The following is a 14,186-nucleotide window of genomic DNA, read 5'->3' as shown; positions in this document are numbered from 1 at the left end:
GGCTCCCCAAGTTGGGCTTGAACCAACGACACATGGATTAACAGTCCACCGCTCTACCAACTGAGCTATTGGGGAATCGCTTTGCTTAAGTGCGGGGCGCATAGTAATAATTGCCCCTATAAGTGTCAACTAATTCTACGTCAAAAATGACATTTTCTGTTTGTTTGCTCAACTTACATCCAGTTGTTGCAAGCAACAGATCGAAAGTTGCTCAGCTGGTATAAATAATGCGCAGATAATTAAATCTCATAAAAAACCATTTCCTTATAGCCAGGCGTTGTTGAACAGATTTTATACACAAAGCCGAAAAGCCTTTGTTAGTGCTATCTACAGATAGTTATCCACTGATTTTGTGGATAACTGTGTGCATGAAATAGTTAATATCAGCGCTAGCCCAGCAGTTACGGTCAGTTGAAGCAAATTTGATCTATATCTGTTTTTATTTATTCGATATAAATATCAATAGCTTAGTGGTTTATTGGCAAAAAAGCTCAAAATTTAACCGCAATATAAAGTTGTTGCTTTTACAAAATATTTGATGTGCATTACTTTTCATTACAGTCATCTTACTGTGCACAATTTAGCTGAATATACTGAGTAAAAGCATAATGCAATATTCTCTGCTGGAGTTAGCTTAAATTACCTGAAAAGGTAATACGGTTAGTAAAATCTAAGTAGTTTTGCGTAGAATAGACAAACTTAGCCTCAGAACAGTTCATCGGTAGTGAGATAATGAAAAAACCTTTCGACTTAGTGTCTGATTACACACCCGCAGGGGATCAGCCTAAGGCAATCAGTAGTTTAAATGAAGGTCTAGAAGATGGCCTCGCTCACCAAACATTATTAGGGGTTACGGGCTCGGGTAAAACCTTTACTGTGGCAAATGTGATTGCTACCCAAAACCGCCCTACGATTATATTGGCGCCTAATAAAACCTTGGCTGCGCAACTATATGGCGAGATGAAAGAGTTCTTTCCTAATAATGCAGTTGAGTTTTTCGTTTCTTATTATGATTATTACCAACCAGAAGCGTATGTTCCTACTACCGATACATTTATTGAAAAAGATGCGTCGGTAAACTCACATATTGAGCAAATGCGCTTATCTGCCACCAAAGCACTACTAGAGAGACGCGACGTAGTCTTAGTGGCGTCTGTGTCAGCAATCTACGGCTTAGGTGACCCACAGTCCTATTTGCAGATGATGCTTCATTTAAGCGTTGGCGACATGATCGATCAACGTGCTATTTTGCGGCGCTTGGCTGAATTACAATATTCTAGAAATGATGCCGCTTTTCAGCGTTCTACTTTTCGGGTTAGGGGAGATGTGATTGATGTCTTTCCAGCAGAATCCGATAAAAACGCAGTACGCATAGAGTTGTTCGACGGAGAAGTAGAGCGCTTAAGCAGCTTTGACCCGCTAACCGGGGCCGAAGAAGAAGTGATGGTGCGGGTGACTATATTTCCTAAAACCCACTACGTTACCCCTAGAGAAACTATTCTAAATGCCATTTCGTTTATTAAAGAAGAGTTAAATGAGCGCAAGAAGCAGCTACTTGATGCCAATAAACTTATAGAAGAGCAGCGGATCTCACAACGCACATTGTTTGATATTGAAATGATGAACGAGCTGGGTTATTGCTCAGGTATCGAAAACTACTCTCGATATCTATCGTCGCGCGCGCCTGGCGAGCCACCACCAACCTTACTTGATTACTTGCCTGCTGATGGCATGTTAATCATTGATGAGTCTCACGTTACTGTTCCGCAAATTGGCGCAATGTACAAAGGGGACCGGTCTCGTAAAGAGAACTTAGTGAACTATGGTTTCCGTTTGCCTTCTGCCTTGGATAATAGGCCCCTAAAGTTTGAAGAGTTTGAACAAATTGCCCCACAAACTATTTTTGTATCGGCGACACCGAGCAATTACGAATTAGAGAAAACCAATCAAGAATTTGTGGAGCAAGTGGTTAGGCCGACTGGATTGCTTGATCCTGAGATAGAAGTAAGACCCGTTAATACCCAAGTTGATGATTTGTTGTCTGAAATTCGCATTAGAACTGCGATAGACGAACGAGTTCTGGTGACAACGTTAACCAAACGCATGGCGGAAGATTTAAGTGAGTACCTAACTGAACACCAAGTAAAGGTACGTTATCTGCATTCTGATATCGATACTGTAGAGCGGGTAGAGATCATTCGAGATTTACGAATGGGGGTGTTTGACGTGTTGGTCGGTATTAACTTATTGCGAGAAGGTTTGGACATGCCAGAAGTATCTTTGGTTGCCATTCTAGATGCTGATAAAGAAGGGTTCTTACGCTCTGAACGTTCATTGATTCAAACGATTGGCCGTGCTGCACGTCATCCGCAAGGTAAAGCGATTCTTTACGGTGATAAAGTCACTGGCTCCATGGGGAAAGCAATCAGCGAAACCAAGCGCCGTCGCGAAATTCAACATCAATACAACGTAGACAACGGCATTGTACCGAAGAAGCTAAACAAAAAAGTAGTGGATATTAGTAACTTTGGTAAGAGTAAGGTTTTACAAGCTGCTGAACCTAAAGCTAAATACGCAGCACTTACCCCAGAGGTAATGCTTAAAAATATTGCTCAATTAGAGAAGCAAATGATCCACCATGCTAAAGAGCTGGAATTTGAGCAAGCTGCGGCGGTGCGTGATGAGATAACCGAAATGCAGGAACAATTAGTAAAAATGAGTTAACTAAAACTAAGACAAAAAAAAGCCGCTGATAACAGCGGCTTTTTTAGCTAAAACGATCTTAGTTTGCTGCAGTAATAATTGCACCAAACTCTTCAGCCATTAGAGAAGCACCGCCAACTAGCGCGCCATCAATGTCTGCTTGAGAGAAAAGTTCTTTAGCTGTAGCCGCTTTAACGCTACCACCGTAAAGGATTTGAACTTTCTCAGCTACTGTTGCGCTTTGGGCTGCTAACCAGCTACGGATGTGAGCGTGAATAGCTTGAGCTTGCTCAGAAGTAGCAGATTTACCAGTACCAATTGCCCATACAGGTTCGTATGCGATAACGGCGTTTTCTAGAGACTCAACACCACAAAGGTCGATAACAGCTTTAAGTTGAGTTTCAACTACCGCTTGAGTTTTGCCTGCTTCGTTCTCTTCAAGAGTTTCGCCGATACATAGTACAGGTACTAGTTGGTTTTCTTGAATAGCTTTAAATTTAGCGGCAACTACAGCGTCTGTTTCGTTGTGGTACTGACGACGCTCACTGTGGCCTACTAAGCTGTAAGTACAGCCAAACTCTTTCAACATAACTGGAGAGTTTTCGCCAGTAAATGCACCAGAAGTGTTTACGCTAGCATCTTGTGCACCGTAAGCGATTGGAGCATCGCCTACTAACGCTTCAACTTGACCTAAGAAAACAACAGGTGGGCAAATTGCAGCTTGTACATTTGTTGCTGCTTTAGCAGGTGCAATTAAGCCATTTACTAATGCGGTAACAGAATCTTTAGTACCGTTTAGTTTCCAGTTACCCATTACTAGAGGTGTTCTCATTGTGCTTCTCTCCTTTAAATAAATTGGCTCGATTATAGTGAATAAATTACAAAAACGTAGTGTTTACGCGAAATTATCTGTCTAATTCTGAAAATAGCTGATCTAAAACAAACGATTACGAAAAATAAGCACGAATTTGTTGCCACCAAATACCCAGTTTTTCATGCCATAAGGCATCGTAGCGATGAATAAATCGTGCGTCGGGCAAAAATTCGTAAAGTTGTTGTTCTCCTTGAATTTCTTTACCCAAATAGTCTGTCGGAACCGGGCTAATATTGCTCGAATACTTATTAAAGTGTTTTAGCGCTCGTTGCATGTGGGTAGCGCTAGTCACCAAAGCAGTGGGGCGTTGCCCTATATAAGTCGCAATAACCGCGGCTTCTTGTTCAGTATCTCTCGCTTTAGGAATAGTGATGATGTTTGCAGGTGGAATGTTGGCTTGCTGCGCAACCTTCTCCATTAGCTCAGCATTACTGTTAGGATCGCTGCCACCATAACCTGACACAATTAAGCGACTTTGAGGATTAACTAAACTCAGCTCAATGCCTTTGATAATGCGAGCAAATGAAGAACGGCTGAGCTGTTCAGTGGGCGATAGCAGTGGGTCACTTATATGCCCTCCGCCTAGTACCACAACAAAATCAAAGCTATCAACTAATTGACTAGGGGGGAGCACCGCACGCTCTTTTTCTAACAATTGTTCATTAACCCACCACGGGTTACTGGTCACTATTAATATAAGCAAAGCGGGAAGTAACGTCGCTGCTGCACGATAAGGCCGTTTGGTTAAGCCAAAATAAAAAGAAAGCAACAAAAAAAACAACGAAATGTTGAGTGGCATCAACAGCGATCCCAGCCATTTTTTAACGATAAAACCTAAACTTAAGTCCATATAGTGGTTTCTCTCAAATGCGTTGTAGGCATCTTAATTGATTGTGGCTAATGGTGGAAATACGATTACTCAAAATTGACAAAAATAGATGCTTAAACCAAAAAAGTGCGTTAAATCAAAATTATCCCGATATTTTTTTCTGTCGCTAAAGACAGGTTTGGCTAGTTAGGGTAATCTTCGCTCAATACAGGTATGTAATTAGCAGTGAGGAAAATATGTTTGAGCGCGTAACCGCCGCCCCGGCAGATCCTATTCTAGGATTAACCGAAGCTTTTAAAGCTGATCCACGTCCCAACAAGATCAATCTTGGTGTTGGTATTTACAAAAACGAAGCGGGTCAAACCCCAGTTTTGGCCACCGTTAAGATTGCAGAAAAACAACTTTTAGAAAACGAAGCCACTAAGTCTTACCTCAGTATTGAAGGTAATCCAGCTTATGGCACCGAAGTTCAAAAGTTATTGTTTGGCGAAAACAGCGAAATTGTAACCAGTCAGCGTGGATTTACCGCTCAATCACCAGGTGGAACCGGCGCACTGCATAATGCAGCTGAGTTTGCCTACAACCACTTGGGTGTTCGTACTGTATGGGTGAGTAATCCTACTTGGGCAAACCACGGCAATATCTTTAAAGCCTTAGGCTTAGAAGTTAAAGCATACGATTACTACAATGCTGAAACTAAAGATTTAGACTTTGACGCAATGCTAAGCTCGCTAGAACATGTTGCCGAAGGTGACCTAGTGTTGTTCCACGGCTGTTGTCATAACCCTACCGGGATTGACCCAACAACCGAGCAGTGGCAACAACTTGCTAGCTTAGCCGCCAGCAAAAAAATGCTACCGTTGTTCGACTTTGCATACCAAGGTTTTGCTAAGGGTGTTGAAGAAGACGCAGCTGGCCTGCGTATTTTTGCCAAAGAGATAAAAGAACTGCTAGTAGCAAGTTCATTTTCTAAAAACTTTGGTTTATACAACGAACGTGTTGGAGCCTTTACCTTAGTCGCTAGCGACAAAGAGCAGGGTGCAGTAGCATTTAGCCAAGTTAAAGCTGGGATTCGTGCAAACTACTCAAACCCGCCATCACATGGCGCGGCAGTGGTTACGACCATTTTGCAAAACCCAGAACTTAAAGCGCAATGGAATGCTGAAGTTGCTGACATGCGTGAGCGAATTAAAGAGATGCGTGATTTATTCGTGGCAACTTTGGCTGCTAAAGGCGCTACGGGTGACTATAGCTTCATCCAACGTCAAAACGGTATGTTCTCGTTCTCTGGTTTAAGCAAAGAACAAGTACAAACCTTAAAAGAAGAGCACGGTGTTTACATCGTAGGTTCTGGTCGTATCAGCGTAGCGGGTATGACTAAAAACAATATGGAAGCGCTTTGTGCGGCAATTGCTGCAGTAGTTTAAAGCTTTTTGGTTAAGCGCTAAGGCGCTTAACCAAACTTTCACCCCACCACTATATTTCTACCTTTGTTCTTCGCTTTGTATAAAGCGTTGTCAGCCTCTTTAATCACTTCTTCAGCGTTGGCGTGATGGCTAGCTTTTTCTGCCACACCGATGCTTACGGTAATCTGTACAGTATTTTTGGGTTTAGCTTCTTCGTCTCGAGCGGCTTTGTCGCCTTTATCGCGATTGGTTTTATCACGAATAGCAAAGGGCGTTTCCGAGATTATTTCTCTAATATCATCTAAAAAGGCAAGTGCGTGATCGAGCTTTTTACCTTTGAATAATACTGTGAACTCTTCACCGCCATAACGAAACACTTGGCCGCCGCCTTCTATTTGGTCGAGTTTAGACGCCACCATTGCCAGCACGTCGTCGCCAACATCATGGCCGTAGGTATCGTTAAACTTTTTGAAGTGATCAATATCTACCATCGCTAAACTATAATTTTTAGACATACCAGCCAGCTTCTCAAACAACATTCGTCTGCCAAGTAAACCGGTTAACTCGTCTCGGTAGGCTAATTCGTGTGATGCACTGAACCCGCTATACAGCATAATTAGCATCGACGCCGCAAAAAATACTGACGAAATCGCTTCCCTGTCGAGGAACGCCAAAGGAAAGACACTGGCGACAAAACTAAAAAACAAACCAATAGACAAACTGGTGGGCTGGTTTAAAAAACGAATAAAGGCCAATACCAAACACAATGTGGCTAAGCCAAGGGCGTGTAAACTGATCACTAAGCCATCTAAGGGGCGAGGGGGAAACCACTCATCGATAATCCCAAGCATATCAACGGCGAAGTAATTAATGCTTAGCGAGATAGCAGCCACTTGTAACAGGATAAAGCTGTAACTTAACCAAGCTCTGCGCGTTTTGCTGCCGTTTTCTCTAATAAACTGGTTTAACACCAAGTTTAATGGGATGAATAAACAGATTAGCGTAAAAGCTGTTTTCGCTTCGGGTACGTCTAAAGGTTGCTGAAGATAATTGGAAATAATCCAGTAACTAAACGAGTTAACCATGACAACGGCAATAAGCTGCCGACGATTAAACTGCAAAGCCAACATAGCGGTAATGGCAGCTAAACCGTAGGGCATCCAGTAAATAATGTCTCTTGTATTGCTAGACAAAGCAGAGTGCCAAATCAACATTCCAGCAGCCACAGACAGTATGACTAGAGAAGGAAACACGTTGTAGCTAGTTAGGCGGCTTTCCATAGTTTTCAAGTAATTGAGTTTGAGTGGATTTTATCGAACTATTAATAGATTTTGAATCAATAACGTATGGATAATACGCTTAGCCTCTAAGTTTTTGCCTGCAACACCCTAATACTCTTTGATATTATGCATTTGCTGTTCTAATTTTACTGTATCTACAGAATATGGAGCGACGCATGAGTGACTTTCTTTTCATCGATGATATCGACGAACCAGCTGAAGAAGTTACCAAAGCAACCTGGAAATTACTTGTCATTGACGACGAAGCCGAAATTCACTCCGTTACTCGCTTAGTTTTATCTGACGTTGAAATAGATGGTTACAAATTGGAGTTTCTTTCTGCCTATAGTGCGGAAGAAGCGCAAAAAATCTTCCAAGAAAACGACGACATAGCCATTGCCTTGGTGGATGTAGTAATGGAAACCGACCATGCTGGCTTAGAGTTAGTACGTTGGATCCGCGAAACTCATCAAAACCATGCTACTCGTTTGATTTTACGAACCGGCCAACCAGGCCAAGCGCCTGAAGAGTCGGTAATTAAAGATTACGATATTAATGATTACAAAAGTAAAACCGAACTCACCGCCACCAAACTAAAAACAATCACCTATTCAGCGATCCGCTCTTATCGAGACATACTGTTTATTGAGCGTCATCGCACCGGTTTATTACAGGTTATCGAATCAACTTCTTTGGTATTGAAAAGTAAAACGCTATACCACTTTGGTTCAGCTGTACTCAAACAATTGGTTGAGCTTTTCCAGCTAGAAAGCTCAGCAATGTACATTACTACTCTTACCGAAGACGTTTTACGGCACCAGTCTTTTAACGTGTTAGCTGCTACCGGTGACTTTGTTACCAACGAACACAATGAATACGATTTTGACCAGAGCAAAATTCCAGACAACGTAAAAAGTTTGCTTAAGCGTGCGCTCGATGAGAAAAAAACCTTAGTAACTGAAGACTGCTACGTAGGTTTTTATCCAACCGATAGTCGCAGTGTGAGCTTGTTGTATGTTCAACATGAGAAGCCATTAGACGACATTGAAAAAGGTTTGTTGGAAGTATTTGCTACAAATATTGCGTTAACCTTTGAAAATCTCACCATTAAAGAAGAAATTCAAGATACCCAAAAAGAGCTTATCTTTATTATTGGCGACGCCATTGAGCAACGTAGTAAAGAAACTGGGTCACACGTTAAACGCGTATCGTTAATCTGTGAGTTGATGGCGCAAAAGTTGGGCTTCGATGCAGAGTTTGTTGAAGTGTTTAAACACGCCGCTCCGTTACACGACCTAGGCAAAATTGCCATACCTGAGTCTATATTGCATAAACCCGGTAAATTAGATGCCGAAGAATGGAAAATCATGCAAACCCATGCTCAAATTGGTTACGACCTATTAGCAGATTCGAACAAAATTATTGCTCGACTAGGCGCAGAGATCTCTCTATGCCACCACGAAAAATGGGATGGAACAGGATACCCTCGTCAGTTGGCCGGTGAAGATATTCCATTAGTTGGTCGAATTATGGCGATAACCGACGTATTTGATGCACTAGGGTCTAAACGTTCTTACAAAGAACCGTGGAGTAATGAAGAAATTAAAACCTTTATTGCCGACCAAAAAGGCAAACACTTCGATCCAAAACTGGTTGATATTTTGGTCGAAGATTTCGACGAATTTCTCGAAATTAGAAATACTTACCCAGATTAGGGCTAAGTTACTTCTAGTTAACCTTTCTGATTGAGTTTTTGCTTAATTTAGCGCATGCTCCATTGATTACTTGCTTAGCCAATCTGGCTAAGCTTTTTTATGACTATGGGCACAATTGTGGCGCTAAAACCAACTATCTATAAGTTACGAATTTCACTGTCAGATTTGAATCGAAATTATTACGACACACTTAACTTAACCATTGCCCAACACCCCTCCGAAACGTTAGAACGAATGATGGCGCGTACCATGGCTTTTTGTCATAGCGCAGAACAAGGTTTAGAATTTACTAAAGGGCTTAGTGAAATAGAAGAACCAGATATTTGGTTAAAATCTTTAGAAAACGACACCAAAGTATGGGTAGATGTAGGCGAACCCACACCAGAGCGCATGAAAAAGGCTTCTCGTTCAGCGGAGTTAGCTAAGGTATATACCTTTAACGCTAAGTCAGATACTTGGTGGCAGCAAACAGAAAATAAAGTTAATCAATTAAGTATTCAGGTTTGGCAGTTTGACTGGCAAGAGATAAGCACTTTAGCCTCTTTTGTTAAACGTACCATGGATCTATCGGTAACCATTACCGAAGAATCAGCTTACGTAACATCAGACGACAATGAAATAGAAATTCACTGGCGCAGTTTAAAGTAAGTTTAAAAAAGGAAGCTTCGGCTTCCTATTTTTATCCACAACATTTCTTGTATTTTTTACCGCTGCCGCAGTGACAAGGATCATTACGTTTAGGCGTCGTTGCAAAAGTAGTAGTGGTTGGCTTGTTGAGCAAAACGTCTAAGGCTTGAGTATTTTCTTCCGATGACGCATCAACAATAACCTCAACCGCAAGTTGGTGCTCGTCTGCGAGTGCCACAACAGCCACTTTTCTCTCTTCGGTTTGAACAGTCAAGTTCAATGGGTTTTCACTTGTGCCCAACTTTGCAGCTCGCTTGGTCGTAAAACCAAAACTTTCATACTTCGGCTTTTTCTCGATTCGGCCCTTATAAAAAAACTTAGACATAATTTCCCCAAAAAAGTAATTAGCAGCAGGCTTATACAGCATATGCATTGGCAAATAAACGGTAAATAATTGCACATAAGGATTTAGTCGGTAAAGACTGATGTACATCAGTAAAATGCTTGCAGATTTGCGTTCAAACTCTCGCTAAAAAGTGACCAATAATTGTCTTCCTACTATGCTTAATAACATTAGCATTATCATGGTTTTAACGCTTCGTTTTGTTGCTTGAGCATTTTTGAAGAAGGAAGATATATGTTTGCCAATCGTTTTACATTACAAACCCGGCTCATATTTGCCGTGCTGTTACCTTGTATAGCACTACTAGTTGTGGGGATGACAAGTTTAAACAGTATGTCCAAGATTCAACAAAAGGCGGAACAGTTGTATCTCAATACTTCTGCGCCGATGCGGTCGATGGGAGAGGTGGCTTCAAGAATACCGAGAATGCGCGTGGGTATAGATATGATGTTGTTACAGGAAACCTCTTTACGAGATAAAAAAGGTGTAACAACAAGGGTAAGAGAAACCCGCCAAGAAGACATTATAGAAATGCGAGAGGCATTTCAAAATGCGGTAGACGCTCAAGTTAATCCGCAACGGCGTAAGGAAGTAGAGCAACTGCTCCGCCAATTCGAGAATATGGTCAAAAATGAGCTAGAGCCCATGTTAGTCGCATTTGAAAAAAAGGACTTGGACACGGCGAAAGAAATATACCAGAAGCGTTATGCCAAAACCTACGGAACAATGCGCAAAGAGACGTCGGCAATTATGGATTCTTTGCTAGAGCAAGCTAAAGAGCAACACGAGCAAAGCTTAAGTAGCTACGCTAGTGGTCAGTTTTTAATGAGTATAATCATTGGCTTAGGCTTAATCATTTCGTTTGTTGTATCTTCCTATATTGTTCTTAGTCTGAAACGCCGAGTGGGCTATTTACAAAGCACCATTGCTTCGGCTGCCGACAACATGGCACTAGACACTCGCATAGAGCTATCTGGAAATGATGAAATTAATGCCATTGGCACTAGTTTTAATAGCTTTATTTCTAAAATCCATCACGCAATAAAAGAAGTCGCTTCCAGTTCTAATGAACTTGCTAATACAGCAGTAGAAGTTCAGCAGCGAGCGCAATCAACCCAAACAAACTGTACGACTTCTCGAGATAGAACCGTACAAGTAGCAACTGCTATTCATGAATTAGGGGCAACGGTAGGAGAAATCGCTGGAAACGCCTCACAGGCTGCTGAAGTGGCCAAAGAAGCCACCCATCAATCTAAGCATGGCGGTGAAACAGTAGCCAATGTGCGTGAGCAGATTTCGGTACTCACCGATGAGTTAGGCCAGGCTACTGAAGTAGTAGAATCGTTAGCTAACCAAGTTGGAGAAATTAGCTCTATTTTAGACACCATTCGTAGTATTTCCGACCAGACTAACTTACTCGCACTTAATGCAGCCATTGAAGCGGCGCGAGCTGGCGAACAAGGCCGCGGTTTTGCGGTTGTTGCTGACGAAGTAAGAAACCTAGCAAGCCGATCTGCCGGCTCTACAGAAGAAATTCAAAACATGATTAACCGACTACAAGGCGAATCATCTCGAGCTGTAAATGCAATGTCTCAAGGGCGCGAACAGAGTTTGCTAGTGGTAGAGCAAGCCGAAAATGCCAACAACTCCTTGGTTCAGATCAGTGAGCATATAGAACATATTAATGATCAAAACATTCAAGTGGCCACTGCAACAGAAGAGCAATCGAGCGTGGTGGGCGAAATTAATCGTAATGTTGAAGATATTAATCAGCTTACAGTAGAAACAGCCGATGTAGCAGAGCAGCTAAACGACACCAGCAGTCACTTACAGCGCCTGTCTAATCAGCTTGATCAGTTAGTTGGCTCGTTCAAATTGTAGCTATAGGAGTGATTTCCACTAAACAGTATGTTGGTTGGCCGTGCTGCAAGCAGGACTAACCAACAGAAGGTGTAAAGTTGCACAGCTTTTCACAAGCCAAAAAAAAGCCACTAAATCATTTAGTGGCAACAAAAGGCAAAATTGTTCAACTAGCATGTAGGTTAGGGGGGCCAGTAGATAAACTACCGAGTCCCTAGCAACTTAACAGAACGCGAGTACTGATTAGTTAAGTAAATTAAAGCACTTACTGGCTGATTTGGTTACTGTTACATTTAACAGTTTGACAAAGATTGTTTAATCAACTAGCAACCTGCTTGGAACAGATTTATTGGCAAACCAAGCTTGGTTGGTCATTCAACAGCCAAGATATCCATCGCCTGCGCGAGTTTAAAACAAAGCTTTCTTCAGGGTTTATGCCACTCACTAGGTATCCGTCTGCTGGCAACGAATCGTCAGCGGGTCTAAATACCCAATTGTCACTTGCTACTGGTTTACCGCTAAGCAGCTGATGATTTAACTCAGGATTTGTGATTGCTATCTCTAATCCTGGTTGCTTAACAATGCCAATATGTGTTTTGGTTAAGTGTCCAATGGCAATAGGCACATCAATTGAGCATTGTTTGCCTGCATCATCAATAGTCGAATATTGTCCTTCGCCTACGCGCCCTTGTAACCAAAGCAAATTGCCTTCAGTTGTATGTTTCACCGTTAAAACACCCAGCACTTTGGGTGGGGTTAAATCAATAGTGGCTGCTTGCCCAGTAAACACAGCTGCTATCAATGCTAATGTGAAAAGTACGCTTCTCATTATACGTACCTCATCGCTTGTGGTGGAATGACGCTAGACAAACACAACAGGTAAACGAGTATAAAAGGCCCGGCAATGGGCAGTACAAATATCCAGCTCCACCAACCAGGTTTACCCGTATCATGTAAGCGGCGAACAATAGCCGCAACCATCGGAATAAAACTAACAAGGTTATAAGCGGTGTCTAGCCATTCTGCATTTGGCACGGCAATGGCCAATACAATAAGCGCCAAACAGATAAGACAGTGAATCAACATAAACATCCAAAACTCTTGTTTGGTTGAGTATCCAGAAAAATCAAAGTAACGCTGCCAAGCTAAAATATAAAAATTCATACATTTATTCCTATTGCTAAATGAATAAGCCTTAGTGTGGCTATGTCGGCAGCAAAAACGTCCTCAAACAGGTTTTAGGACGTGCTAAAACCTGTTTTTGTTGGTTAAGGGCTAGGTAATCAATGCAGGTGCAGATATTGTTATAAGCAAGGATTTATAAATTTAGTAAAGGTTAATAACTCATTATGCTGGCTATTCCGGTGCCTTTTGTCGTGTCTTTATTGCTTAGTTTAATGGCGATAATTTTGTATATCCGCTCACCAGACCTAGCCAAAACTAGCTGCTTGTTTTTGGGAGTGTGTGCAATAACCACCGCAGTAGTTGGGCTGCGTTGGACGGTAAATTGGCCCTTACTGCAATTTATACAACCGGTTTTAGCTTCCCTAATACCGGTTATAGCTTGGTATTGTTTTACAAAGAGCAGCAGAACAGCGCGATTTCTATGGCTACGCCACATTCTAGGCCCAGCCTTAGTGCTATTAGCGGTACTAAGCCAAACTTTGTGGACTCCGCCTTTAGATGCGCTTATTACCTCTATATACGTAGTTTATGGCATAGCGCTGTTACGCCATGCTAGCCAAAACACTTTGTTAATCAACATTTCCTTAAGCAGTTGGGAAGGAGTTAATAAAGCAGAACACCTGGCGGGTTGGATGCTCTTAGCATCAGCGGCAATAGACTCGATAGTATCTTTAGATTTCATGTTTAATCATGGCAGTTTTTCTTTGCTCATAGTGACTATTGGTCACCTTTTCTTACTACCGGTGCTGTCTTTTGCGGTGGTCGTTATTGGTGTAAGCACGCCAAACCAAGAAAAACACCTAGGAAGTGAGACTCCAGAGTCTAGAGAAGAAAACGCAAATCAAGAAATGTTAGCGGAACAAGCGCAGGATATCGTTAATCAATTAGAGCAATTGCTGGATGTAAAAAAATTATACTTGGACCCAGATTTAACCTTGTCTAAATTATCCAGAAAACTCATTATCCCAGCAAAAAAGATATCAATTGCGGTAAACCTAATTCACAAGAAAAACATCTCTAAGTTAGTTAATGAATACCGTATACAGCACGCGCAACACAACTTGTTAAGTACCGACCATACAGTTACTCAGGTATTTATGAGCTCTGGTTTTCAGACAAAATCTAATTTTAACCGGGAATTTTCTCGCATATCCGGTTGCACTCCCAGCGAGTATAGAAAGCAAAACAATGCATAGCCTTCGCCAGTAATGTCAAAAGCAAATATGTTGCCTACAAACAAAGACTCCCTAACACCTTTCGTGGTTTGATAGGTCAAAGCCTTGGTTACTAATGAATTTTCATAA

General features: G+C 41.8%; 12 protein-coding genes and 1 tRNA gene. 6 read left to right on the top strand and 7 right to left on the bottom strand.

Annotation, left to right across the window (positions count from 1 at the left end):
• Window positions 1-2 precede the first annotated feature (2 nt).
• A tRNA-Asn gene (locus Q4592_RS02080) sits at window positions 3-75 on the bottom strand.
• A gap of 657 nt (window positions 76-732) precedes the next feature.
• Between Q4592_RS02080 and uvrB the strand changes: the two genes are divergently transcribed.
• Complete coding sequence (gene uvrB / locus Q4592_RS02075) at window positions 733-2,724, top strand: excinuclease ABC subunit UvrB (RefSeq protein ID WP_137673145.1); 1,992 nt, start codon at window positions 733-735, stop codon at window positions 2,722-2,724.
• A gap of 58 nt (window positions 2,725-2,782) precedes the next feature.
• Here uvrB and tpiA read toward each other — a convergent pair whose 3' ends face one another.
• Both tpiA and Q4592_RS02065 read right to left on the bottom strand, forming a co-directional pair.
• On the bottom strand, window positions 2,783-3,535 hold the full coding sequence (tpiA, locus tag Q4592_RS02070; protein WP_137673146.1) for a triose-phosphate isomerase: 753 nt from the start codon (window positions 3,533-3,535) through the stop codon (window positions 2,783-2,785).
• A gap of 115 nt (window positions 3,536-3,650) precedes the next feature.
• On the bottom strand, window positions 3,651-4,427 hold the full coding sequence (locus Q4592_RS02065; protein WP_137673147.1) for a YdcF family protein: 777 nt from the start codon (window positions 4,425-4,427) through the stop codon (window positions 3,651-3,653).
• 215 nt (window positions 4,428-4,642) lie between these two features.
• Between Q4592_RS02065 and Q4592_RS02060 the strand changes: the two genes are divergently transcribed.
• A complete protein-coding gene (locus tag Q4592_RS02060; protein WP_303509116.1) occupies window positions 4,643-5,833 on the top strand; it encodes an amino acid aminotransferase in 1,191 nt (396 codons plus the stop codon).
• A 38-nt stretch (window positions 5,834-5,871) separates the two neighbouring features.
• Here Q4592_RS02060 and Q4592_RS02055 read toward each other — a convergent pair whose 3' ends face one another.
• Window positions 5,872-7,092 carry a diguanylate cyclase gene (locus tag Q4592_RS02055; RefSeq protein ID WP_303509113.1) on the bottom strand — a complete coding sequence of 407 codons (1,221 nt, stop codon included), beginning with the start codon at window positions 7,090-7,092 and terminating at the stop codon, window positions 5,872-5,874.
• Window positions 7,093-7,268: 176 nt separating this feature from the next.
• Here Q4592_RS02055 and Q4592_RS02050 point away from each other — a divergent pair, with 176 nt between their 5' ends.
• Together Q4592_RS02050 and Q4592_RS02045 are read left to right on the top strand one after the other, a co-directional pair.
• Window positions 7,269-8,807, top strand: a complete 1,539-nt coding sequence (locus Q4592_RS02050; protein ID WP_303509111.1) for a DUF3369 domain-containing protein — start codon at window positions 7,269-7,271, stop codon at window positions 8,805-8,807.
• 117 nt (window positions 8,808-8,924) lie between these two features.
• Window positions 8,925-9,455, top strand: coding sequence for a YaeQ family protein (locus tag Q4592_RS02045; RefSeq protein ID WP_303509142.1), 531 nt, complete (start codon window positions 8,925-8,927; stop codon window positions 9,453-9,455).
• A gap of 31 nt (window positions 9,456-9,486) precedes the next feature.
• Here Q4592_RS02045 and Q4592_RS02040 read toward each other — a convergent pair whose 3' ends face one another.
• Entirely contained in the window at window positions 9,487-9,822 is a 336-nt protein-coding gene (locus Q4592_RS02040; protein ID WP_201798728.1) for a PBPRA1643 family SWIM/SEC-C metal-binding motif protein, read from the bottom strand.
• A 249-nt stretch (window positions 9,823-10,071) separates the two neighbouring features.
• Here Q4592_RS02040 and Q4592_RS02035 point away from each other — a divergent pair, with 249 nt between their 5' ends.
• A complete protein-coding gene (locus Q4592_RS02035; RefSeq protein WP_303509109.1) occupies window positions 10,072-11,718 on the top strand; it encodes a methyl-accepting chemotaxis protein in 1,647 nt (548 codons plus the stop codon).
• A gap of 325 nt (window positions 11,719-12,043) precedes the next feature.
• Here the strand turns inward: Q4592_RS02035 and Q4592_RS02030 are convergent, their stop codons facing one another.
• Entirely contained in the window at window positions 12,044-12,526 is a 483-nt protein-coding gene (locus tag Q4592_RS02030; protein ID WP_303509107.1) for a hypothetical protein, read from the bottom strand.
• Window positions 12,526-12,861, bottom strand: coding sequence for a DUF805 domain-containing protein (locus Q4592_RS02025; protein ID WP_303509103.1), 336 nt, complete (start codon window positions 12,859-12,861; stop codon window positions 12,526-12,528). Before Q4592_RS02025 ends, Q4592_RS02030 begins: the two co-directional genes overlap by 1 nt.
• Before the next feature lie 185 nt (window positions 12,862-13,046).
• Between Q4592_RS02025 and Q4592_RS02020 the strand changes: the two genes are divergently transcribed.
• Window positions 13,047-14,078, top strand: coding sequence for an AraC family transcriptional regulator (locus tag Q4592_RS02020; protein WP_303509100.1), 1,032 nt, complete (start codon window positions 13,047-13,049; stop codon window positions 14,076-14,078).
• Window positions 14,079-14,186: the final 108 nt, after the last annotated feature.

It is taken from the genome of Agarivorans sp. 1_MG-2023, assembly GCF_030548385.1.
In the GTDB taxonomy this organism is placed as follows: domain Bacteria; phylum Pseudomonadota; class Gammaproteobacteria; order Enterobacterales; family Celerinatantimonadaceae; genus Agarivorans.
This window is presented reverse-complemented; position numbering and strand designations above follow the sequence as displayed.

Excerpts from the sequence above, each read along its gene's own strand:
- Q4592_RS02035 (WP_303509109.1), top strand. The coding sequence starts at position 10,072 with ATGTTTGCCAATCGTTTTACATTACAAACCCGGCTCATATTTGCCGTG.
- Q4592_RS02060 (WP_303509116.1), top strand. The coding sequence starts at position 4,643 with ATGTTTGAGCGCGTAACCGCCGCCCCGGCAGATCCTATTCTAGGATTA.
- Q4592_RS02020 (WP_303509100.1), top strand. The coding sequence starts at position 13,047 with ATGCTGGCTATTCCGGTGCCTTTTGTCGTGTCTTTATTGCTTAGTTTA.
- Q4592_RS02030 (WP_303509107.1), bottom strand. The coding sequence starts at position 12,526 with ATGAGAAGCGTACTTTTCACATTAGCATTGATAGCAGCTGTGTTTACT.
- Q4592_RS02055 (WP_303509113.1), bottom strand. The coding sequence starts at position 7,092 with ATGGAAAGCCGCCTAACTAGCTACAACGTGTTTCCTTCTCTAGTCATA.
- Q4592_RS02050 (WP_303509111.1), top strand. The coding sequence starts at position 7,269 with ATGAGTGACTTTCTTTTCATCGATGATATCGACGAACCAGCTGAAGAA.
- tpiA (WP_137673146.1), bottom strand. The coding sequence starts at position 3,535 with ATGAGAACACCTCTAGTAATGGGTAACTGGAAACTAAACGGTACTAAA.
- Q4592_RS02065 (WP_137673147.1), bottom strand. The coding sequence starts at position 4,427 with ATGGACTTAAGTTTAGGTTTTATCGTTAAAAAATGGCTGGGATCGCTG.
- uvrB (WP_137673145.1), top strand. The coding sequence starts at position 733 with ATGAAAAAACCTTTCGACTTAGTGTCTGATTACACACCCGCAGGGGAT.
- Q4592_RS02025 (WP_303509103.1), bottom strand. The coding sequence starts at position 12,861 with ATGAATTTTTATATTTTAGCTTGGCAGCGTTACTTTGATTTTTCTGGA.